This is a genomic window from Bacillus sp. T33-2 (genome assembly GCF_002860205.1).
Lineage (GTDB): Bacteria > Bacillota > Bacilli > Bacillales > Cytobacillaceae > T33-2.
This window is the reverse complement of sequence record NZ_PGVB01000032.1, coordinates 1-22,551: the sequence shown is the minus strand read 5'-3', so window position 1 is coordinate 22,551 and position 22,551 is coordinate 1. Positions and strand designations below refer to the sequence as shown.

Below are 22,551 nucleotides of genomic sequence, written 5' to 3'. Positions count from 1 at the left end.
GGGGTGATACATTGAAAGTTGGATTATGGCAACGGGTGAAAAATATATATTATGCTGCGGTGACCAATCCATATGTGGGCCCCGGTTTTGACTTTAGTAAATGGTTTATTCCGAGAAACATTTTCATGGGCAAAGGAAACAACACTTTAGCGACAAACGAGACCATTTTTTCAGCTGTTTCCAGGCTTTCAAACGCTATGGCGAGTCTGCCTCTGAAGCTGTACAAGGATTTCTCGCCAGTTAATACAGACGAATCGGATTTACTGGCAAACTCTCCAAATCCGAACATGACGGCCTTTGACTTTATCAGGAATTTGGAAGTGCTCAGGGATACGGCGGGTAACAGCTATGCTATTAAAATTTATGGTTATAACTTTAAGGTTGAATCGCTGCATATCATCGATCCAGCCCGAGTAAGCCCCATTTTTGACGATAAAAACATGGAATTATGGTATGAAATCCGGGGGACAAAGCAAACATACTACGTCCACAACATGGATATTCTCCATTTTAAGCACATCCACGGTTTCGGATGGAAAGGGATCAGCCCGATTGATGTTTTGCAAAATACAATCGAATTTGATGGTGAAGTTCGGAAGTTTAGTCTGGAGCAAATGGATGGGGCGAAAGCATCTTTCATTTTGAAATACGGAGCTAATGTCAGCCCGGAAAAGAAAAAAGAGGTCGTGGAGAATTTCAGGACCTTTTACAAGGAAAATGGAGGCATTCTATTCCAAGAACCCGGTGTTGATATTGATCAGTTGGAACAAGAATTCATCAATACGAAAGTTTTTGAGGTTGAAAGGATTACCCGCACCCGTGTTGCTAGTGTGTACAATATGCCGGCTTATATGTTAGGTGAAACAGAGGGCGCGAGCTTTTCTAGTATGGAGCAGTTATCCCTGGAGTTCGTCAAAGGAACGCTGCTTCCGGTCGTCAGGCAGTACGAACAGGAATTTAATCGAAAAATGCTTACGAAAGAGGAACGAAGGGCTGGATATTACTATAAATTCAACCTGAAAGCTCTCCTGCGCGCTGATACAGCTACCCAAATGGAAGCATATTTCAAAGGCGTGCGATCCAGTATTTATAGTCCTGATGAAGTTAGAGAATGGGAGGACTTGCCACCTATTGGCGGTAACGCGGCAAAACTTTGGATAAGCGGTGACCTGTATCCGGTTGATATGGATCCAGCAGAACGAAAAGCCACCTCAACAAGTGAAGGTAGCCAACAAAACTTGAAAGGAGGTGGTGAAAATTGACGATAAAATGGGAATTTAAAGCTGCGGCAGAGCCAAATGTCGGGGAATTGTACATTTACGGCGATATTGTAACGTATCGCTGGGAAGAGTTTCCCGAAGACCACAATGCAAAAAGCTTTAAAGATGAATTGGATGCTCTTGGAGAAATTGATGAGCTCAAGCTTTACATTAATTCACCCGGGGGTTCTGTCCATCAAGGAAGTGCAATTTATAGCATTTTAAAAAGGCACAAAGCAAAAAAGAATGTTTATATCGATGGCTTAGGAGCATCGATTGCCAGTGTGATCGCCATGAGCGGTGACACTATTTTTATGCCCCAAAATGCAATGATGATGATCCACAATCCATGGACTTACACCTGGGGGAATGCAAATGAGCTAAGAAAAATAGCAGATGATCTGGATAAAATGCGCGAAAGTATGATCACGACGTATCTGTCAAAAGCTGGCGACAAGCTTGACCGCGACACGCTCATCGACTTGTTAGACAAGGAAACCTGGTTGACGGCTCAAGAATGTTTTAATTATGGACTTTGTGATGTTATCGAAGAATCCATAGAAATTGCTGCCTGCGCTAATAAGGACATTCTCTCCAAATTTAAAAATACACCGAAGAATCTACTGGAAATCGCTGAAAACGGGTCGGAAAAGCCAAAAAATGACCCGAAAAACAGCAAAAATGAGCAAGAATTGAGAAAAAAGCTGATTGAAGAAGCCAGATCAAATCTTGAAACTACAAACTTAATCTTAGGGGGATTAAATCGATGACTTTATACGAATTGAAAATGAGCCTAAAAACTGTTGGGGATCAGCTTGCTAAAGCAGAAAGTGATATCGTTGCCAAGGCTGGCGATCCGAATACACCGATTTCAGAAGTCCAGGACTTAAAAGCCAAGAAGGTCGATCTGCAAGAACGTTTTAACATTCTTAAAACACAGCATGACGAGTTGGAAGCCAAACAACGCCAGGAATTCGAAAACAAGCAAAAAAACGGCATTTTAAACGGTGTTGAGGACCCAAAAGCCAAAATTATCGCTGCTAAAGCGGAGATGATTCGTGCGACTATGCAAAACCGTCCTATGTCAGAAGATGCGCGTGCTGCTCTCGGTGACCGTAACAATACTGGTGGAGAAAAGTTACTACCCACAACAATGGTAAATCAGCTTCTTCATGAGCCGTTTGTCAAAAACCCTTTGCGCGAAATCTCAACTTTTACAAATGAAGTGAACCTTGAAATTCCAAAAATCTCCTTCACATTAGATGACGATGACTTCATCGCAGATACAGAAACAGCAAAGGAACTAAAGGCTACTGGCGATGTTGCTAAGTTTGGCCGTCATAAATTTAAAGTGTTTGCCCCTGTGTCTGAAACAATCATTCGTGGCACGGATACAAACCTGGTTGAAACAGTAGAAAGGGCTTTAGAAAGCGGTCTTGCTGCAAAGGAGAAGAAAGTTGCTTTCACCACAACTCCGAAAGCTGGAGAAGAGCACATGTCTTTTTATTCCGCTCAGAATGCTATCAAGGTTGTGAACGCAGAAAATAAATATAAAGCGATTAAGGCTGCCATTGCGGATTTACATGAAGATTATCGTGATAACGCAAAAATCATGATGCGCTACACGGATTATTCCGACATTATTGAAACTTTAGCCAATGGTAATCAACCACTGTATAGCGCACAACCGGAACAGGTATTGGGTAAGCCAGTTGAATTTTCTGATGCTGCGGTTGATCCAATTGTGGGTGATTTCAGGTATTCACACTTCAACTACGACCTCCCTGTTACTTATGAAAGGGACAAAAATGTACGCACCGGTATTGAAGATTTTGTGCTGACAGCGTATCTGGATCACCAAATTCTATTAAAATCAGCGTTCCGTATTGCACAAGTAACTCCAGTCGTTTAATAAAATTAGGGCGGTGAACTATCATGTACGTTAACGAGATAAATCTCACACCTGGAGGAAAAATCACCAAAGATGGCGTGCAATCGCAAGCAATTGCCAATCATGGCGACCCGGCCACTGCAACTGCTGCACAAATTGCCACAAAACAAAATGAGATACTTGCAGCGCTACGTAAGGTTGGAATTATTGCCTCATCCTAATGGGCGGTGCTGATTATGGACATGACTCTATTAAAGAGTTATTTGAGAATCGATGGGAGCGAGGATGATAGTATCCTCGCTCTTTTAGTTGAAGCTGCCAAGAAGGATTTAAGGGACTCGGGTGTAATGGACCCAATAGCAGAAACCCCGGATGAAAGATATGACCTGGCTGTAATGCTTTTTGTAGCCCTTCATTACGAAAATCGGGACCCAAGTATCAAGATAGACAAGCTAAATGCAGCTTATCAATCCATTATTTTAAAACTAAAAACCTATTAAAAGGAGCTGTTTTTCATGAAATATATCGTGAAAGAACATTTTGAAGATAAAAATACACATGAGATATACGAAGTGGATTCGCTTTATGAAACAGACAGCCAGGAACGTGCTGATGAGCTTCGGAAAGGTGGCTATCTTGGTGATGAGGTTGAAAATTCAGTGGCCAGCGTTCTTGACCAAAATGTTGCCGAAGTTGCTGCCGCCATAACTTCTGACAGCCATTCAATCGAGCAGCTGGAGGAACTTCTTAAACTAGAGGAAGCCGGGGAAAACCGGAAAGGCGTCAAAAAACACATTGAATCCCTGTTGAAAGAAGCGGATGGGGAAGATGGCGCGCCGGAAGAAGATTAATCTAGCTGATTTCAGGCACAGAATCACTATACAGAAGCTTGAAGAAGGATCCACTAATGAGAATGGCTTTCCCGTCGATGACAGCTCTAATTGGAAAGATGTTATGACCGTGTGGGCAGCCACCGAAACGCTGGGGGATAAAACCTCCAATTACGAGTTTTATGAAGCGGCAACCACCATGGCCAAAAACACTCTCACTTTTATTATCCGTTACAAACCCGATTTGAATAGCGATATGAGGATTGTTTTCAAAGAGAGAGACTTCGAAATTGTGTCCATGATCAACGAAAACGAAGAAAATCGACTCCTTTTGATTGTCGGAAGGGAAGTGGTCTGATGTCTTTTAAGCTCGAGGGCATGGATCAGCTAATGCGGCAAATAGACCAGATGGGCAAAGCGGTGGATAACCAGCTTTTAGAGAAGGCCCTGCAAGAGGGTGCCGAAATTATGAAAGAGAAAGTCCAGGAGACCGTTCCTGTCCGGACTGGGAAGTTGAAAGCCAATATTATTGTTTCTGATGTAAAAGATGGAGTGATCCATGTTGGACCTGATCAGCAAGGTACCGCATTCTATGGTCATTTTCTGGAATTTGGGACAAGCAAAGCCACCGCTCAACCATTTATGGGCCCTGCCTTTGAAAACAATAAGGATGCGGTCGAAGAAAAGATGGCTGATGTGGTAAAGAGGGAACTTGGGCTATGAGTCTAAACTCTCTTATCATCAATACCTTAAAGCCGCTGAGTGTTCCAGTGGCTTTTCAAACGTACACCGGGACAGCAACCACTTATATTACGTTTTTTGAATTCAATCAAAACGGTGCCTTGCACGGCGATGATTCTGAACTTAAATCACGCCATTCCATCCAGGTGGATATCTGGAGCAAGGGCGATTACACCACACTTGCAAAGCAAGTGAAAGAAAAATTAATAGAAGCCGGTTTTACCAGAACGATGGAAACCGAGTTTTTTGAAGCGGACACGAAGATTTATCACAAGGTGCTCCGCTTTAATTTTGTTCAATAAGAGGAGATGAAAAATAGATGGATGGAAAAGCTTATGCTATCGGTTTGCGAGATTTATATTTTGCAAAGTTTAAAGCTGATGGAACATACGAAGCACCAGCAAAGTTGAGTGAAGCAATTACCGCAACGGTTACACCAAATTTCACAATCACCACAATGTATGCGGATGACCGTGCGGTTGCTGTCGCGAATGCCCTCGGTGATATCGATATTCAGATAACAACATCAGATTTGTCTGATGCTGATTATGATTTGCTAATGGGCACGACAAAAAATGCTGAAGGAGTCATTGAAGATTCTGTCGACAACGTTGCTCCATATGGCGCTCTAGGATTCCGTTTGCCGCTAGACGGTGGTGGTTTCCGGTACTACTGGTACTATAAGGGCAAATTCCAGCCGCCAGCCTCTACTCACAATACAAAGGGCGGCCAAGTTGAATTCCAAAATCCTGCGATTAGTGGAAAGTTTGTCGCTAGGGATGACGGCAAGTGGCGTGCCCGCTTTACTCACGACAGTGGGACAGCCAGCACGGTTGCTCAAAATTGGTTTACCCAAGTTTATACACCTGCACCAATAGCGTAAGAGACGGAAGTTTTTCCGTCTCTTTTTTTTGAATTTAAGGAGGAATTCCAGTGAAAACAATTACACTTTTTATCGATGGCGAAGAAAAGAAATTCGTTACTCCATTCGTTAGCGGACTAATATGGCGAAATTTCATTGAATTGAAGGCAAAAACTAAGGATCCAACCCGATTAACCGTCGAAGAACTAGATAAATTTGCCGCACTTGTTCCAATGGCATTCGGAAACCAATTTAACCTTGATCAATTTTGGGCAGGCATCCCCCATGATAAAGTGATGCTCACCATTGATGGCCTGTTCTCGCCTGATCAGGATGAAAATCAGGATGAAGATGAAAATGGTGACGCGGGAAACGAAAAAAAGTAACGTTTCCTGAAATGTTCAAGATTGTAAAGAAAACTTATAAAACACTGATGCAAAAAGGATGGACGCTCAATCAAATCGATGAGTCGGACATCTTTTTTTTATTTGACCTTTTCAAAGAAGAAACGATCATTTATGCCGATGATGTCCCGTGGTTATAGGGAGGTGAGACTAATTGGCAGAAGTAGGAGCGTTAAGAATTTCCCTTGGTCTGACAGATGCAAACATGACCCAGGGGTTAAAAAATATAAATCAGCGTTTGCGAGCATTGGATTCAGAATTTAAGGCCATTTCAGCTGGGTCCGCTAAATTTGATAACAGTTTGGAAACCTTACGGTCCCGTGCTGACGTGCTTTCCCGCACAATGGACACCCACCGTCGCAAGGTGGAAGAACTTCGCCAGAAGTATGAACAAAGTAAGCAGACAAAAGGCGCAGATGCTGCAGAAACCATGAAACTCGCCACCGCTTACAATAAAGCCGTGGCGGCCATGAGGGGTACTGAGCAGCAGCTCAACAGGGTAAATTCCCAGATCAGTCAGCAAACTGACAGCTTTGCTACACTCAGTACTGAGGTCAATGCCAGCGTTGCAACTATATCCCGACAAATGCGTGTGCTGGATTCAAGCTTTTCCGCGGCCACTGCAGGAATAAGAAACTTCGGAAATTCTGTTCAGGACCTTCAGCAAAGAGAAGATCACCTATCCCGATCCTTGATTCTCCACCAACAACGGGTAGCTGAACTGACCCATCTACACCGAGAGGCTGCCCAGCAGAAAGGTGCAGATGCTCAAGAGACTCAAGAATTAGCTGTCCGTTTAAACCAGGCAACAGCGGCCATGAGAAACACAGAGGTACAGCTTCAGGCGACCACAAATGAGATTCAAGAACAAGGCAATGCATTCAATCAGCTGAGGACACAGGTTAACGCCAGTGTTGACAACATTTCCAGGCAAATCAGGGTGTTGGATACTTCTTTCCGTGCGGCCACGGCAGGCGTTGAGAATTTTGGCAGCACCACTGCTCAGCTGCAGCAGAGAGCAGACCATTTGACTCAGACCATGCAATTGCAGAGACGTCAGGTTGATGAGTTAACCAGGTTGCATCAGGAGGCTGCTCGGGAAAAAGGTGACGATGCCCAGGAAACGCAGGAACTCGCTATAAGGCTTAATCAGGCCACTGCGGCAATGAGAAATACCGAATCCCAGATTAGGCAGACTAACCAGCAAATACAGCAGCAAGGTAACGCCTTTAACCAGTTGGAAAGGGAAGTCAACGCAAACGTCGATTCTATTAACCGACAAATCAGACTCTTGGATTCTACTTTTGATGCCGCCACTGCTGGTATTCGTGATTTCGGAAATACGACTGACCAACTTCAGCAGCGTGCTGATCACTTGAATGACACTATACGGTTACAGCAGCAGAGAGTAGATGAATTTACTCGTTTACATCGTGAGTCAGCTAATGCTGTGGGTGCTGATGCTCAAGCTACACAGGAATTAGCGATCCGTTTGAACCAGGCCACATCAGAACTACGGCAAACCGAGAGGCGCTTGCAGGATACTACTGAAGAAATTCAGGAACAATCCAACGCGTGGAGACGATTGAGGCAAAATGTTGTTGATACAGGCGAAAGAATGCAAGATGTCGGCGGGAAAATGCAATCTGCCGGATCAGAAATCACTCAATCTTTTGGGATGGCGTTCCTTGCAGTAGGTGCTGGCCTTGGTCTTACTGCAAAAAAAGCCATGGATTTTGAGTCGCAGATGTCCTCTGTTAAATCGGTGATGTCACCGGATGAAGTGAATGAATTTGGAGCATCATTAACAGATTTGGCTAAAAAGATGGGCGCGGAGACTAAGTTTTCGAGTTTAGAAGCCGCCCAAGGCATCGAGGAACTGATAAAAGCCGGTGTGACCGTCACGGATATCATTAATGGCGGTCTTGATGGAGCTCTCTCATTGGCAGTTGCCGGCGAATTGGAGTTGGCTGATGCCGCGGAAGTTGCTTCTACTGCGCTCAACGCATTTAAAAAAGACAACCTTTCGGTTATGCAGGCCGCGGATCTCCTGGCCGGGGCTGCCAATGCTTCAGCAACTTCCGTTTCAGAAATGAAGTTTGGCCTTTCGATGGTCTCGGCCGTCGCCAGCGGTGTAGGATTATCTTTTAAAGATACAACCACCGCACTTGCTTCCTTTGCCCAGAATGGGTTAACTTTTAGCCCGGTTGTAAGGAAACTTGCAGCATAAAATAGGACGTGAATTCGGGGAAAGCTAAGTTTGCATAAAAAAGTTTAATTTTATGCAAATATGCCAATCCCGAGCCAAGCCTTGCAGGAATGCGAGGAAGGTGTAGAGACTAGGTCATACCATCCAGACCGGATGATGGAGACCCACGAGTGCGTTCCGCCCTAACGTTTAGTCGAGGGTGAAGATATAGTCCGATACTCCAAGGAAACTTGGAGATACAGGATAAAGAGCCTGTAAAAACAACTGTAAAAGGGTCCGATGCGGGTACATCGTTAAAGACCATGCTCCTGAATTTATCGCCTTCCACAAAAGAAGCCACGGCCCAGATGAAAGAATTGGGCTTGCTGACCGAAAAAGGGACAAGTCAATTCTACGATGCAAATGGCTCCATAAAGTCATTGGCGGATATCTCGGAGTTACTCAAAACTAAGTTGGCAAAACTATCCGACGAACAGCGTCAAATGGCCTTGAAGACGATGTTTGGTACGGACGCAATCCGTGCCGCAAATATTCTCTATAAAGAGGGCGCAAACGGCATCACCACTATGGCTGATGCTATGACTAAAATCAAATCTGCTGATGTGGCCGCTACCAAACTGGACAACGTAAAGGGGCGAATAGAGCTTTTAAAAGGGTCAGTCGAGACGGCCGCCATTTCATTTGGTAATAACTTGCTGCCTATGATTGATAAGGTTGTAGCAAAAGTCCAGGATATGACCAATGGGTTCAATAAACTCTCGCCAGAGATGCAGCAAAATATTGCAAATGCCGCCTTAGTCGCAGCTGGCCTGACTGGTGTGACAGCTGCGTTGGGTATAACCCTTGCAGTTGCTGGCACCGCAATTTCCGGCTTTGGAGCTCTAACAGCGGTGCTTGCAGGATCCGGTGGATTAGTTGCCGCGTTAACAGGTCCAGTCGGCCTTGTGATCGGTGCAGGTTTAGCAGCCGCAGCGATTGCGGGTTTATCTAAACAAACGGACGAATCTAAAGAAGTAAATCTAGAACACGCTAAATCGTTAATCGATCAGCAGAAATCTCTTGAAGATTTGACCGGAAAATACGAAGCCCTCAGAGAGAAAAACCAGCTATCTAATGCGGAATTACTTCTTTTCAAGGATCTTCAGGATGATTTAAAAACAGCCACTTCGGCTGAAGAAATAGCCAACTTGACAAAACAAGCCGATTACTTGAGAGAAAAGTCAGGCCTGACAAACGATGAATTTTTAGAAATGCTCAGCCTAAACGATAAGTTGATTGAAAAGGTTCCGGAAGCGGGCCGGGCGTTTTCAGAGCAAGGTAATGCTATTCTTGAAAACACAGACGACCTTCACCGTGCCAATCAAGCATTAAGGGATAACATCGCTTTGGAATTGGAAGTCCAAAAGACTAAAGCCGATGCTCAGTTAAATGATCATATTCAAGCTCAAATAGAGGCAACTGAGGCCCTTAACGGAAAAATACGAGAATTAAACAGTGCAAAAATCGAGGCTGCAGGAATCGAGTTTAATATCCGGGAGCTGTCTAAATTAAAACAGGACCAGCTCGCCGCGGGTGAAGATGTACTTGCACAAAAAACGCAGTCGAGAATCGATCAGTTGGGAGTGGAACTTGCCGGTCAGAATAGTATTGTCTCAGGAATAGCCGGCGAAGTTCAGGAAAAACAGAAATCATTGGATAAAAGCAATGAGCAGATCGTCAAGACTCAGGAATTATTCAATGAGTTGATCAATGTCCAATTAGCGAATGCCGGCATCAATGCAACGGGTGCCGAAGGAATTGCGCAACTGGACCAGGCAATAGCCAAAACCCAAAGCAGGATCACTGAGTTGAACCGAATCAAACAAGAGCAGGGCGGTCTGAATCAACAACAACAAGAAGAACTTGACAATCTAGGCCACGCACTCGGACTATACAGGGATACAAAAGGTGAAATTCAAAACATTCAAGGTGAGCAAGGGTCAGTTAACCAAAAAATCGAAGAAGGTACCCAAAAATCGCGGGATATGTCGCGGATCCTTTCTGCTTCTGAAGTGAAAGATATCCAGTTTTCTGGAGACGGTTATCATGAAGCAAAGATTATCACTGATGAGGCAAGTCTGGATGTCAGAAAAGAAATTGATGTTACGGATTATGGAAAAGCGAATGCCATCCATAAGGATGCCGAGAAAGATGCTAACAAAAGCGTATGGGTCACTGTTAAAAAAGCAGCATCTAGTTTCGGGAATTGGTTAGGAGATATCGGGATACCAGGTTTCTTCGTTGGTTCGCGTGATACACCAGCTGGACTAGCTGCTTTAGCCGAACGGGGACGGGAATTAACGTATTTTCCTGGAATGCCTGGATTAGCCCTTGTAAATCAGCCAAGCATAATGAATTTACCCAAAGGTGCTAAAGTAATTCCTAATGCAGACACAGAAGCTGTCCTTCAAGGATCTCACCAATCACAAGCGATTTTACGAAAGTGGAACATTCCGGCATTCGGAAGTGGTTCGACATACGTACCGGGTGGATTAGCTCTTGTTGGAGAAAGCGGTAGGGAATTAATGTACACTGGAGGAAATTCGGCTGCAGCAGCAAAACCAGCAGGTCGGGGTGATGTAAATCAAACCTTCCATTTCCATGGCGCCGTAGACCCGAATGAAGCATCAAACGCAATGATAAGGGAGTGGCGCCGAATGGAGGTGCTTTATGGGGGATAAAGTTTCATGGATAGATGCAAACAATGCTGAATATCCACTAAATAGAGATTCCATTAAAATTCTAGAGGGAAAGCAAGGGTGGTACATGCCACCCGTTTCTTTTGTAGAGGATGAAGTACCATTTCAAGCAGGCAGCAGGTTAAGGAATATTAAAATTCAACCGAAAGATTTTGATCTGCCTTTACTACTTGAATGCGAATCGCCGCAAAAGTTAAGGGAGACAGTCCGATTTTTTTTAAGGCGGTTTAATCCATTAAAAGGTGATGGTCGAATTCGGTCCATAGCTCCTGACGGTTCCCAACGGGAGATTTTTTGCCGTTACTCCAAGGGTTTAGAAGGTACTGAAGGACGTGGGAATAAAGGGACATACTGGCAAAAATTATTGCTTGTTTTTCGAGCGTTTGACCCTTTCTGGTACGACACTAGCTCAATCGTACAAACTATTAAAATCGATGAAAATCCAGCAGCTTTTTTCCCGATATTCCCCTTAAGACTCGCATCTTCCACAGTTTTTGCTGATATAACAATTGATAATGCAGGTGATGTGGAAACTTGGCCGGAATGGATTATAACAGGTCCCGGAGAAAATATTATTTTACGGAACATGACGACCGGAGAAGTAATGAGTTTGGATGCAACCATCGGGGCGCGTCTTGGCACCGGAGAAACCATAATAATTGACACTAAACCGTTTGTTAAAACGGTGAGAAAAGGGGACGGCACCAATCTGTTTCACACATTGAGCGATGATTCATCCCTGTGGGCTTTGTGCGAGGGTCCTAACAGCATCCGGATTGAGATGTCTAACGCAACGACAGATACAAATATACAACTGACTTATCGTAACAGGTACTGGGGGCCATAAGATGTATAAGATTTACGTTCGTGACCAGAACTTGAATCGAGTGGCAGAGATAAATGATTATAACAACCTTGAATTAATCCCTCGTTTCAATGCAATAGGAGCATGGATTATGGACCTTCCAACAGACACGGGTGCAGCGAGGGAGCTCATCAAACAGCGCACGGGGATCATAGTCACTAGGAACGGTCAGACCATTTTTTCAGGCCCTGTCCGAAAACCATATCGTAAATGGAACAGTAAACAGGACACTCTTACGGTAAGTGGAACTGATGACATGATTCATCTTTTGAATTTGGCTTATCCAGAACCGAGTGGTAATTTTACCCTTAAAGATTATGATGTGAGAACAGGCCCAGCTGAAACAATCATGAAGCAATATGTGGATGTAAATATAGGACCGAATGCACTTCCGGAAAGGCGATCACTTACCCTGGAGCCTAATAAAGCATTGGGGAAATCGGTAACCGGCAGGGGACGCTTCCACACTCTGTTGGAGCTGTTTCAAAGTCTGGCATTAGCCGGAGGGGACTTGGGTTTCAGAGTGGTTCAAGTAGGCAAACAATTACAATTTCAAGTGTACCAACCAGCAGACAAAACAAGGTCTGCTTTTTTTAGTCCTTTGCTTGGAAATCTTGCAAGCTTTGAATATGGTACAGAAGCTCCTGATGTGAATTATACAATTGTCGGCGGCGGCGGAGAAGGCACAGAGAGAATCCTTTTAGAACGTGGTGATTCTGCCAGCATTGCGGAATATGGTAGGTTTGAAAAGTTCATCGACCAGAGGAATACCACGGAAATTCCGGAACTTGAGCAGTCCATGGTTGAAGAACTGGCCACTAATGCAGAAAAGAGAAGCCTGAGCTTTACCCCACTAGACACGCCACAACTTGCGTTCGTCCATGATTACAACTTAGGGGATAAAGTATCTGTCGTGTTCACACAGCCTGGAGAAATGGTGACTGTTGAAACACTCCACTATTTTATTTCTGCTTATCAAACCGTTCCCGTGGATGTTGAGCGCGTAAGGAAAATTCAGGAGAAATTGACCGTGATACAAGACGTGGTAAGGGGAGTCAAGATAAGCATTACACCAAATGGCGAAACCGTCAGTCCTGTTATCGGCACTCCTGATACCGTCAGTAATTCCATCTTAGGCATTTTTGATAAGATGCGTAAATTGTCCAAACGCATTAGTAATCTTGAAAGAACTTGAAAGAAGGTGATCGAATGCCACAAATATCTTTCCCGTTTGATAGTGGTGCAGGAGCAAGCATAACTGAACAACAATGGTCAAAAATGGCGCAACATTGGCTTAACACTGGCATAATTAAGAATGAATTAAACGATCTGCACGTATTTGCAGACGCAACGGGTATGCAGGTAAAAGTAAGTCCGGGTGTCGCTTGGATAAAGGGTCATTACTACGAATCAACTGAATATGTAGTGTTACCGATTGCTGCTGCAGATTCCGTTAACCCTCGGATTGATAGAGTAATCCTTCGCCTTGATTGGACAAATAACAATATTCAATTGGCAGTTTTACAAGGTGTTCCGGCTGCGTCACCTATCGCACCTGCACTTGCACAAAACTCGGCACGTTGGGAAATAGCTCTAGCGCAAATAAGAGTGAATGCCAATGTCCCAACAATCGTACAAGGAACGGAAACTGACGAAAGGAAATATACGTGGGAATCTGCTTATCCGGGCGATTTAAAATCAAGCGGATGGACGAAATTGCCGAACGGATTAATTCTACAGTGGGGCTTTTTAGACTTAACCGGATTAACCGCAAACTCATGGGTAAGTCGGCAGATTAACTTTCCTGTCACATTCCCGGCGCAATGCTTTAATGTATTTACGGACATGTACGCCTCTGCTGGCGCATATGGTCAAGCGAACAACGGCAACGCCTTAAAACACGCGTTTACTGCCTATGTTAAACCAGAGTCTGCTGGTAATGCAACGGTGGTATGGTTTGCTATCGGAATATAAGGAGGGATTTTGATGTACTATTTGCGTGACAAAGGTGCCGGGGATTTCGAATTTCTCCACATAGATTTACACGAGATAAGTCCGCAAGACGCTGAATTAACCGACGGGACTTACGAGGAGATAAGGACGAAGCAATCACAAGGAAAACAATTCCGCCTAAAGAGTGTGGTCGGTTCTAAGTTTGAGGATATTTTCGAAGAAATAGCGCCTCCGCCGGAAGTGTTAAGCGCATTAGGTGTCGTTCAAAAAGAACAAGCCGACCTTATTTTCACACTAATGATGAACGGAGTGTTATAAATGGATTGGTTCAAACTTGCTAATAATGACTGGAATATTTATCACGACCCGGAGAGAATCAAGCAATTCGTCCTAAAGGGAAAAATCACAGCAGAACAATACGAAGAAATCACAGGAGAACCTTATCAGGCTTAAGTGTTCTCTTTTTATATGGAGTTTAGGGGGGATCGTGATTGGAGGAAATGGACATGCCACATCGTATAGAAGACCATGAACTAAGGATCACGCAACTAGAACAAAATTACGGAAAAGTTATTGAGAAGATTGACAGTATGGAGCGCGGGCAGGTTGAAATCCAAAACGTTGTTTTGAAAGAATTTAGCACTACCAAGGATATGTTGACTGCTCAGAATCAGACTAATGCAAAACTTCTTGAACAAATGTATGGGATAAAAACGCTGAAAATCACTACCCGAAAAGATATTTTCATCGGTTTATTAGGTGGGTCCGGGATTGTGGGAATTCTGTCCTTGGTCATTTCTCAGTGGGACAAAATCATTAAAATGTTTGGAGGCTAATGTAAATGATCAACTGGAAAGTACGATTTTCAAACAAACTGTGGGTTGCGGCATTTGTGTCACAGCTTTTTGTTTTGGCCGAGGTTCTTTTAGTTGGTGCGCATGCTGCTGGACTTACGGATTGGCAACTGACAGAAGAAGTCAAAGGCTGGGTACTGACCCTTATCAATGCTATTTTTGGTGTGCTGGCTACTCTCGGTGTCGTTCAGGATCCAACCACTGAAGGACTTGAAGATAGCGCTCGAGCCAAACGTTATACGGAGCCACAATAATAAGGAGAGGATATTTCATGAAATTTTCACACGCAGCTGGCCATGCTAGGACAACCAGAGGCAAACAGTCTCCAGATGGTGTAAAGGAATGGGAGCAGACAGTGCCTATTATGCTAATGGTTATGGATGAACTGGCTAAATATGAGGGAGTTGAGCAGCGGCGGTTTGATGATCCAACTGGTCAGAGAGACATTCCATTAAAAGAGCGCTATAATGCCATTAATGCTTGGGGGGCTGATGTCCATATAGATTATCATCTAAATGCTTATGGGACAGGCTGGAACGATGCTAGTGGGGTTGAAATGTGGATAGCAGACAGTAAGCCAAAAGAGGCCCTGGCATTAGCTCAAAAAATGCAAAATAACTTAGTTGCTGTCACAGGATTTAAAAACAGGGGCGTTAAATTTGAGAATTGGGATATGGTTTACTTTACGAAAATGACAGCTGTTTTAGCGGAGCTCGGGTTTATGACCCATAGGCAAAATACAGAGTTTATACGTTCTGCAGTTGGACAAAGAAAAATAGCGCTGGCCATAGTTGCAGCGCTAGTGTATCAGTATGGCCTAAAGAAAAAATACGTGGCTCCTCCGCAACAAAACCAACAGTCACAGCCCACAAAAGTGATCAGATACATTTACACAGGAGGATATGGCGGCCCTTCTTTACTTGATGTTCATGATTACTTAATGAAAATAGGAGACAGCTTCGATGTTAAGCGTGGCGCTGACGGCTCAATAATCTTTCTGATCGGTCCATTTGATACGGGCATGCAGAATTTCAAAAACACAAAAGGATTTTTGGACAGCAAAGGACACTATAATAAGCTACTAACCCGCGAAGAAGCTGCTGAATGGAGATAATATGAAGCAGCCCTCCCATTCGTGGAGGGTTTCTTTTTTATAAAATAAGGAGTGGGGAACATGTTACGAATAGCGAAAAATGCAGCACTAACAGACATTGTTTCAACAGATGGATCGAACCCTATTAACACACAGCATCCCATTGCAGGAAGCTCAGTTGAACAGAGGGTCTTTTTATTTAATGATGACGAAGCGAAACGCTATGAATCAGTAAGTGTTGACCCGACAGATTCAACCGGCGGGGATGAAAGTGCGTGGATGCAATTAGCTCCTGACAATGCAGGTTCGGCGGGTGCATACGGAGATTCTGGTGCGGCATTGAATATGGGTAATATCGCTGATACAACTGGACACCCATTTTGGGTACGTGTAACGACCCCGGCGGTCGCTGATTCGCAAAACAAGACTGACATTAAGCTAACGGTTACTGGAACGGAATTCGCGGTGTAATTATGAAAAAATCAATCCGAGGAAATATAAAGGCGAAAACTCAAGAGGATAGAGACGCAATCGTGCAAGACATAAATAAATACACTTTATGGAGACTAGATACTTCCGAAAGCATAGATGAAACAACAGGCGAATCGGTGTTTAATTTTGAAGCATGGGTGAACAGCGAATCCGATGAAACAAAATTATGGTCGGATATGAAGAGGCATTGTGACAAACACAAAGGCAAACTTGACCGCCATAATTGTAACCATGATGAGGAACATAAAACACCGTGCGTGATTGATGAAGAATACAAAACGGGGTGATGATTTATGGCAATCGTCACTAATGGGTTGCAGGGATACTGGAACGCAAAGCAAGGACTGAGCGGGACAACCTGGCAGAATATAGCCCCGGCAAAACAAGGGTTGTACAATCTTACGCTAAATGGTGCAATAGTTGATAGCGAGAGGGTTTCAACCGATGGTGTAGACGATACAATTACAGGCGGTTTTTATCTTTTGCCATCAACGCAATTAACCTTTGAAATTTGGGTGATCGTTGAAGTACACCAAACAGGGGATAAACTAATTGGTTTTGATACAAGTAACACGGTTGAATTATCGTCGTCTAGTCGCTTAGGGGTAAGAAGGACAGGAGCAAATGTAATAGCTGGCTCAACCGTTACCTTGAATACATTGACGCACATTGTTGTTACCTATGACGGAACAGCGTGGAACGCCTATATTAACAACGTCAAAGCGACAGCCTTAACAGCAAGCGCCATGGCTTTGTCTCCGAATTTGACAATGGGGTCTGGGTTTCAAGGCAAGTTTTATTTGGCTCGAATTTACGACAGACCTTTGACGGATGCAGAGGTTACCCAAAACTATGCAGAAGGAACAAACATCGGACTGGATTCAACGCCAACCGGAACGCCAGTAAACGCCAATTACTCAACAAAGCAAACCGTTTATGCGGCAAGGATGGTGCAAGCCGGTACGAAACAGGCAATCAATATGCAAACAACGGTTCAAGGGTCAACGCGGCAGACTATCACCGCGCAGAGAAACACACAAGCAGACGCAACTCAGCGGATTTATTCAATTCAGCAGGTACAGCTCGACATACAGCAGCGATTATATAATACTACGTCATTGGCTTACAGCACATTGCAGAAAACATCTGCAGCGCGACAAGCGGCTTTTGACGCAAAGCAAGTCCTATACAAATCCGTCGGCATCCCATACGACACCCTGCTCGAAATTTTCAACGAAAGTGTCGTACGTATTGAACACTTCGCCATGCGCGTGCAGGTTCACCGACAGTCCTCGGCGGAATATCCACTGACTCAACGCATCTATAAGGAAATCGTGGCAATCAACGCGGACGTGCGGACGGTACTTTATAAACCGGAAGCAAGCGCGGTATCAACGAAACAAATTATCATGAGAACGGCATCCGTCAAGCATGCGCTGAAGCAGGCGATATCGAGCGCACAATCAGCCGATTATGATACGCTTCAGCAACTGATGAACGAATGGACGGAGTATCGCGAGGTCATTCAAATCGTGCTTAACATTACGCAATCACAGCGGCAGGAACTTGAGATTAAACAACGCGACGCTATTAACCTCGCCATTACTCAGCGTCAAAAAATAAATCTCGATGTATAGGAGGCGGTGAAATGTCGGAGATTAAGGCTGGTGATAACGGAACTGTGCTCGAATTGCTTATTCGTGATAAAGGGGCAATTGTCCCCCTAAACGGTGCGATAGTAGATGCTGTTATAAAAAATGGCGCTAGACGTTTTGTAAAACAGGCCGTTCGAATTGTAGATCCTGCAAATGGAATTTGTGAAACTTTACTTACTCGGGAAGACCTTGCAAACTCTGGTAGATATCAAATACAAGGGGTTGTAAAATACCCGAGTGACGGTGACAAGGACTTCGCCAGCGATGTGGTATATTTTCAGGTTGGATACCGAATATAATTTAAAATAAGCCCTTCTCATTAGAGAGGGGCTTTATCTAAGTTGTGGATACTTGATGGTGTGTTTAGCCTTTTCAATTGCCTCGTCAGCCGTATTACCGTACTCAATGATCAATCGCTTCCCATGCCTAACCGACACTTTAACCTTTCCTAATCGGTGATCGACATAGAAAACTCTGAAAGCTAAACCTTTTTCTTCGTGTGTATAGTCATAACCAAACGGGACATTCATCATTTCACGACCTTTTTTTTCTTTTCCTTTTTAATAATACTTTATATTTCGGAATATCCTTGTGAACGTTTTGTTAACATTAAGGCATTAAAATAACCCATTCACATTTGAATGGGTCGATTTCTGATTCAGTTAATAATGCTTCTTTCAACAGAAAGCAAATCATTATTCCTGGATTGTGTAATATTTACATCGAAATGCAATCTTCCCAACTCATCAACAAGCTCTTTTGTACTTTCTTTTGGAACAATAATCACAAAATCGTTATCTAATTTAAACCTATCGTTTATGAACGTTAATTTTTTATACTCGTTAAAGGTGCGATTGATTTTGTTGTTTAAATCAATTGGATCACAAATTTCAGTTTCAATGGATACTGCACCTTCTTTGCTTATCATTATCACTAAATCGCTTTCTTTATAAACAAGAAGGTCATTAGATGAGTACACAATATCATCAAAATAATGATTAAGATTAGGCAAATCTTGATCAATAAAAAGACGATTCATGTTAAAAAGAAATTCTAGTCTAATCCTCATCTTTTTTTATCCCTCTTTCTAATTCACGTAATTGTTGGTCCATAGCGTATAATCGACCAAATAATGACGCTTTTGTTTGATACTCAGACCCTTCAGCAGAATATAGTTCAGTATATTCAATTGTTGCCTTTGCATGCAAGGTCTCAACAACTTTTATTTTATACGAATTCGGATCTTTTTTAGCTATTTGTTCATCTTTGTCTATCCTATTATAAATTATAACATTTTCTACCCTGGTTTGAATATTGGCTAACTCATTGCTTATCTCCTCCGGAGAATACCCATTGATTGCTCGAACAATGTCTGCTATTTTCTCCATGTTTGATTTTTGATCGCTCATCCAATTAACGCCCCAAATCTTTTCATTATTTCAGTTTCCAAAATTTCAATCTTTAGTTTTAGCTCAGTCTCTTTGTTTTTGTAAACATCAGGGGAGTTGATTGATTTACAAAGTATAAAGAGCTCGTCTAGTATTTTACGAATATCTTTGGGTGCAAAATTAATTAGTGCTCCATTTTCTATAATGACATGCTCAATGTGATGAAAGTTGAAATCTTTGTTTTTGACTTTATGTAATCTTAATTCTCCAAGGATAGGCATATATACCGCAGGCAATAAGTTTTTCAAAGCTATGTCAAAAATCAATTGTCTCTTGGCGTTTCTCCTGTTTAAATAGTATAAAATTAACGTTACAGTTGTTGAGATCAGCGAACCGAATAAAATACCTGATACTCGAGATTCTAAAAATTTATCCAAAATATTTTTTTCTGTAGCGTTATTTTTATTTATCTGTTGTCCATCTGTCGACACTGCACTATGGTTATTATCAGTAACTATTGCACCTGGATTATTAAGAGCAATAGATACATGAAACGAAGAGTAAAATAAGAACAGTGGGAACACAATTAGAAATAAAACAAACGTAAAACCTACAAGTATTACATTTAGTATTTTACTCAATTGTTTTTACTTTCTTTCTGTTGAGATATTTCATTTATCAGTACGGAGAATTTTTCAAACTTACGAACCAATTCATCAAATTGATTTGCATCGATATTGTTGGTGCCTTGACCTAACTTATTAGTTAAGTTTTCAAACAATTGGGCAGCCAAGTTCATGCCGGCATTTATGTCGAGGAACAAAGTGAAATACGAGTTATCAAATTTCATCATGGTGATCGATAAATCGTGTGGATAAAAATCGTTTATTGAAAATAGGGTTCCTTTTAACCTATGGGGGGTAGTCATTGCTCCCTCCATAGAAGTCAAATGTACAACGAACCGTTTCTTTATGTTTTCCAGCCTTCTAAATACTTCTTTATATCGTCCTGTGTATTCAATCTGGTTGTTATTTTTGAAATAGTGAAAAATTACCCCTATATGTTGCCCAACAACTTGACTTAATTCTAGTTGAAAATTAACAAATTTAGAAATTGATAATTCCTGATTAGCACCTAAATAACTATTGATTATTTGTTCAAGTAGATTCAGGTTAGAACTTTCATTTAAGTATGTAATGAGTTGTTCAAAATCTGAATAAAAGCTATCTTTCATACCCGTCACTCCAGTGTTTTCTAATTGTTTCTGAATATATACGTAATCATAATAATAACGAAATAATTCTTGACTATTTTTGTTAATCCTTTATTTTTTTGAAAAAATGTTTCGACACTTTACGACAAATGTAAAAAAAGCCTATCCATTAGGATAGACGATTATGATACATATTTAACAAACGAAGGAGTGCGCATTAAGCCTGCCTTTGTGTAATTCCTGAATTTCACCCGACATTTAAGCTTCGGATCCAGGTAGATAAACTTCTTGTCTTCCTTGAGGATTAAGTCTTGGTACTGTCCATAAAACTGCTTTCATGCGACCGGGACCATGAATTCCATAATGCCTGCCGGCTTAATCCTACCATTCTCTTCAACGCCCAATAACAGCCCAAAGCCATCTTTTCTCATGCCGGTAATAAAAGCGTCGGTGTATTTGTAATTGATGACCTTAAGCCAATCCTGTGACCGTTTATTGACCTGGTATTTGGATGCAGCTCGCTTCAGTACGATGCCTTCAAGATCATGCTGCTTTATTAAATCGAAATAAACGATGCCATTGCCTTCCATAAACTGAACTTTGGCCAGCAATGCCGTGTCTTCCGGAATCACTTTAGTCAGGATTTCCTTCCGATCAATCAATGGCAGGTGAGTTACTCGCTCATTTTTATACCAGATAATATCGAACACAAAGAATGTAATCTTATGAAGAGATTTCCTGGACTTAAACCGTTCCATCACAGCTTCGAAATCCGGTTTCCCGTCATTGTCGGTCACGATGACTTCGCCATCCAGCACGGTTCCCTCTGGTACCGGGAGATCATGCAGTTCTGGGAACAAAGATGTTATCTCATTATTGTGCCGTGTGTATATTCGTACTTTATTATTAAACTTTGTCCAAAGGCAGCGGAACCCGTCAGCTTTGAGCTCTGTTATATATGAATCGTCATCGAATGGTTCTTGCGATTGTTGCAATAACATTGGAGAAACAAACAAAATTACCACCTCAGACACGATTGTAGCATAGCGTGTAATTCGTTCGACCTAGAAATGCATGTGGTAATTTTAAGTATTACATTGGTAAAAACTAAATATTTACAATTATTTTCCGAATTAATTAGGGAGGAGAAGTTTTTGCAAGGAGGAAGAAACAATGAAAAAGTTTTTTAAGAGATTATCATATGTGGTTATGGGTTTTGGGATGTTGTTTTCGGGTGGTGAAGGTATTCAGGCTCAGGAGATGGGACAATGCACGATGACTATCGATTCCCTTGCAAATCCCCAGTCGAACCCTGCGCAAGCAAGTGGTCCTTGTAATGGTTATGTCAGAGGGTTTTATGCCGAGGAAGCAGGAAATTTCATCATACTGGGAATGGTATCTGGAGCAGTCTCATATAGTGGACAAAAGTTTACAATGGGTATTCCTAGGGGTGAGTATGTTCAAGCTGAATTAACTGTAAATACGGTTAAACATAGCACGCCAGCTCCGGCACCTACACCACCGCCAGCGCCTGCGCCAGCACAAACGGCTCCAGCACCGGCTCAGCCAGCACCATCTCAACCTGCTCCAGCACCTACACCAGCTCCGGCACCACAGCCTGCACCGAAGCAAGTTGCTCCGGTTCCGAAGCAATCTGCGCCTGCACCTGTACCAAAACAAGCTAAACCAGCTACAGAACAAAGCCAGTCCGTAGCGGCAACAAATAAAACTACAAATGATGCTGCGGCAAATACAGCAGAAGTCAAGACAACTGAGGAAAACCAAACTGCAGCTGAAGAATCAGCTGGAATAAAGGAAGAGAACAAAGAGGAAGCTGTAACTGAGAAAATTGAGAATAAAGAAACCTCCGACAATTTCTTAGACAAAAAAGAAAAGAAGGGAACAAAGACTAGTGAACAAGCGGTGGCTAGCGAATCACAGGAATCAGATGATAGCAGATTACTATTATGGTTAGGCATTCTTGTTCCTGGTCTTGGTTTAGCAGTAGGAGGTGCTGTTTGGTTTTTCAGATATAGAAAATGAGAATGTAAAAAGTTTTGTGTAATTGGTTATACTTTCCAATAAGGAGATGATCAATTATGCA

At 42.7% G+C, this 22,551-nt stretch carries 31 protein-coding genes; 26 read left to right on the top strand and 5 right to left on the bottom strand.

All coding sequences use genetic code 11. The features are described 5' to 3' along the window. The first annotated feature begins 11 nt into the window (after positions 1-11). The 25 genes from CVD19_RS19480 to CVD19_RS19360 all read left to right on the top strand — a co-directional run bounded on the left by CVD19_RS19480 (position 12) and on the right by CVD19_RS19360 (position 18,145). Positions 12-1,262, top strand: a complete 1,251-nt coding sequence (locus CVD19_RS19480; protein WP_441296230.1) for a phage portal protein — start codon at positions 12-14, stop codon at positions 1,260-1,262. Then, positions 1,259-2,029: a head maturation protease, ClpP-related gene (locus CVD19_RS19475; protein ID WP_101584689.1), complete on the top strand. Its 771-nt coding sequence runs from the start codon at positions 1,259-1,261 to the stop codon at positions 2,027-2,029. The genes CVD19_RS19480 and CVD19_RS19475 overlap by 4 nt, the downstream gene beginning before the upstream one ends. Next, positions 2,026-3,171, top strand: coding sequence for a phage major capsid protein (locus CVD19_RS19470; RefSeq protein WP_101584687.1), 1,146 nt, complete (start codon positions 2,026-2,028; stop codon positions 3,169-3,171). The genes CVD19_RS19475 and CVD19_RS19470 overlap by 4 nt, the downstream gene beginning before the upstream one ends. A 23-nt stretch (positions 3,172-3,194) precedes the next feature. Further along, a complete protein-coding gene (locus tag CVD19_RS19465; protein WP_257985202.1) occupies positions 3,195-3,371 on the top strand; it encodes a hypothetical protein in 177 nt (58 codons plus the stop codon). Between the two features lie 15 nt (positions 3,372-3,386). Beyond that, positions 3,387-3,650 (top strand): head-tail connector protein, encoded by a 264-nt coding sequence (locus CVD19_RS19460; protein ID WP_101584682.1) that lies wholly within the window; start codon positions 3,387-3,389, stop codon positions 3,648-3,650. Between the two features lie 15 nt (positions 3,651-3,665). Continuing rightward, positions 3,666-4,001: a hypothetical protein gene (locus tag CVD19_RS19455; protein ID WP_101584680.1), complete on the top strand. Its 336-nt coding sequence runs from the start codon at positions 3,666-3,668 to the stop codon at positions 3,999-4,001. Next, positions 3,979-4,338, top strand: a complete 360-nt coding sequence (locus tag CVD19_RS19450) for a phage head closure protein (RefSeq protein WP_257985201.1) — start codon at positions 3,979-3,981, stop codon at positions 4,336-4,338. The genes CVD19_RS19455 and CVD19_RS19450 overlap by 23 nt, the downstream gene beginning before the upstream one ends. Continuing rightward, positions 4,338-4,703 (top strand): HK97-gp10 family putative phage morphogenesis protein, encoded by a 366-nt coding sequence (locus CVD19_RS19445; protein ID WP_101584677.1) that lies wholly within the window; start codon positions 4,338-4,340, stop codon positions 4,701-4,703. Before CVD19_RS19450 ends, CVD19_RS19445 begins: the two co-directional genes overlap by 1 nt. Then, positions 4,700-5,023, top strand: coding sequence for a tail completion protein gp17 (gene gp17 / locus CVD19_RS19440; protein WP_101584675.1), 324 nt, complete (start codon positions 4,700-4,702; stop codon positions 5,021-5,023). Before CVD19_RS19445 ends, gp17 begins: the two co-directional genes overlap by 4 nt. Before the next feature lie 17 nt (positions 5,024-5,040). After that, a complete protein-coding gene (locus tag CVD19_RS19435; protein WP_101584673.1) occupies positions 5,041-5,604 on the top strand; it encodes a major tail protein in 564 nt (187 codons plus the stop codon). Positions 5,605-5,654: 50 nt separating this feature from the next. Next, a complete protein-coding gene (gpG, locus tag CVD19_RS19430; protein ID WP_101584670.1) occupies positions 5,655-5,969 on the top strand; it encodes a phage tail assembly chaperone G in 315 nt (104 codons plus the stop codon). A 172-nt stretch (positions 5,970-6,141) separates the two neighbouring features. Then, entirely contained in the window at positions 6,142-8,217 is a 2,076-nt protein-coding gene (locus CVD19_RS25595; protein ID WP_257985200.1) for a phage tail tape measure protein, read from the top strand. A gap of 209 nt (positions 8,218-8,426) precedes the next feature. After that, on the top strand, positions 8,427-10,916 hold the full coding sequence (locus CVD19_RS19420) for a phage tail tape measure protein (protein ID WP_101584667.1): 2,490 nt from the start codon (positions 8,427-8,429) through the stop codon (positions 10,914-10,916). Then, positions 10,906-11,781, top strand: coding sequence for a phage distal tail protein (locus CVD19_RS19415; protein ID WP_101584665.1), 876 nt, complete (start codon positions 10,906-10,908; stop codon positions 11,779-11,781). Before CVD19_RS19420 ends, CVD19_RS19415 begins: the two co-directional genes overlap by 11 nt. Position 11,782: 1 nt before the next feature. Next, complete coding sequence (locus CVD19_RS19410; RefSeq protein ID WP_101584662.1) at positions 11,783-12,994, top strand: siphovirus ReqiPepy6 Gp37-like family protein; 1,212 nt, start codon at positions 11,783-11,785, stop codon at positions 12,992-12,994. A 14-nt stretch (positions 12,995-13,008) separates the two neighbouring features. After that, a complete protein-coding gene (locus tag CVD19_RS19405; RefSeq protein ID WP_101584660.1) occupies positions 13,009-13,773 on the top strand; it encodes a gp53-like domain-containing protein in 765 nt (254 codons plus the stop codon). A 12-nt stretch (positions 13,774-13,785) separates the two neighbouring features. Then, complete coding sequence (locus CVD19_RS19400; protein WP_101584657.1) at positions 13,786-14,070, top strand: hypothetical protein; 285 nt, start codon at positions 13,786-13,788, stop codon at positions 14,068-14,070. Further along, positions 14,071-14,205, top strand: a complete 135-nt coding sequence (locus CVD19_RS19395; protein WP_101584655.1) for an XkdX family protein — start codon at positions 14,071-14,073, stop codon at positions 14,203-14,205. A gap of 38 nt (positions 14,206-14,243) precedes the next feature. Then, a complete protein-coding gene (locus CVD19_RS19390) occupies positions 14,244-14,588 on the top strand; it encodes a hypothetical protein (RefSeq protein WP_101584653.1) in 345 nt (114 codons plus the stop codon). A gap of 5 nt (positions 14,589-14,593) precedes the next feature. Further along, positions 14,594-14,860, top strand: coding sequence for a phage holin (locus CVD19_RS19385; RefSeq protein WP_101584651.1), 267 nt, complete (start codon positions 14,594-14,596; stop codon positions 14,858-14,860). 17 nt (positions 14,861-14,877) lie between these two features. Beyond that, a complete protein-coding gene (locus CVD19_RS19380; RefSeq protein ID WP_101584649.1) occupies positions 14,878-15,720 on the top strand; it encodes an N-acetylmuramoyl-L-alanine amidase family protein in 843 nt (280 codons plus the stop codon). A gap of 60 nt (positions 15,721-15,780) precedes the next feature. Further along, on the top strand, positions 15,781-16,170 hold the full coding sequence (locus tag CVD19_RS19375; protein ID WP_101584646.1) for a hypothetical protein: 390 nt from the start codon (positions 15,781-15,783) through the stop codon (positions 16,168-16,170). Positions 16,171-16,172: 2 nt separating this feature from the next. Next, positions 16,173-16,478: a hypothetical protein gene (locus CVD19_RS19370; protein WP_101584644.1), complete on the top strand. Its 306-nt coding sequence runs from the start codon at positions 16,173-16,175 to the stop codon at positions 16,476-16,478. A gap of 6 nt (positions 16,479-16,484) precedes the next feature. Next, on the top strand, positions 16,485-17,828 hold the full coding sequence (locus tag CVD19_RS19365; RefSeq protein WP_101584641.1) for a LamG domain-containing protein: 1,344 nt from the start codon (positions 16,485-16,487) through the stop codon (positions 17,826-17,828). 11 nt (positions 17,829-17,839) lie between these two features. Then, positions 17,840-18,145 carry a hypothetical protein gene (locus CVD19_RS19360; protein ID WP_101584639.1) on the top strand — a complete coding sequence of 102 codons (306 nt, stop codon included), beginning with the start codon at positions 17,840-17,842 and terminating at the stop codon, positions 18,143-18,145. Between the two features lie 359 nt (positions 18,146-18,504). Here CVD19_RS19360 and CVD19_RS19350 read toward each other — a convergent pair whose 3' ends face one another. The 5 genes from CVD19_RS19350 to CVD19_RS19330 form a co-directional block, all read right to left on the bottom strand. Next, a complete protein-coding gene (locus tag CVD19_RS19350; RefSeq protein WP_101584633.1) occupies positions 18,505-18,915 on the bottom strand; it encodes a hypothetical protein in 411 nt (136 codons plus the stop codon). Beyond that, a complete protein-coding gene (locus CVD19_RS19345; RefSeq protein WP_101584630.1) occupies positions 18,905-19,255 on the bottom strand; it encodes a hypothetical protein in 351 nt (116 codons plus the stop codon). The genes CVD19_RS19350 and CVD19_RS19345 overlap by 11 nt, the downstream gene beginning before the upstream one ends. Next, positions 19,252-19,875, bottom strand: coding sequence for a hypothetical protein (locus tag CVD19_RS19340; protein WP_101584628.1), 624 nt, complete (start codon positions 19,873-19,875; stop codon positions 19,252-19,254). The genes CVD19_RS19345 and CVD19_RS19340 overlap by 4 nt, the downstream gene beginning before the upstream one ends. Further along, the gene (locus CVD19_RS19335) at positions 19,872-20,468 is read right to left on the bottom strand and encodes a hypothetical protein (RefSeq protein ID WP_101584625.1); all 597 of its coding nucleotides are present in this window, start codon (positions 20,466-20,468) and stop codon (positions 19,872-19,874) included. The genes CVD19_RS19340 and CVD19_RS19335 overlap by 4 nt, the downstream gene beginning before the upstream one ends. A gap of 314 nt (positions 20,469-20,782) precedes the next feature. Further along, positions 20,783-21,463 carry an ATP-dependent DNA ligase gene (locus CVD19_RS19330; protein WP_257985199.1) on the bottom strand — a complete coding sequence of 227 codons (681 nt, stop codon included), beginning with the start codon at positions 21,461-21,463 and terminating at the stop codon, positions 20,783-20,785. A gap of 157 nt (positions 21,464-21,620) precedes the next feature. Between CVD19_RS19330 and CVD19_RS24950 the strand changes: the two genes are divergently transcribed. Continuing rightward, on the top strand, positions 21,621-22,490 hold the full coding sequence (locus tag CVD19_RS24950; RefSeq protein ID WP_101584623.1) for a hypothetical protein: 870 nt from the start codon (positions 21,621-21,623) through the stop codon (positions 22,488-22,490). Positions 22,491-22,551: the final 61 nt, after the last annotated feature.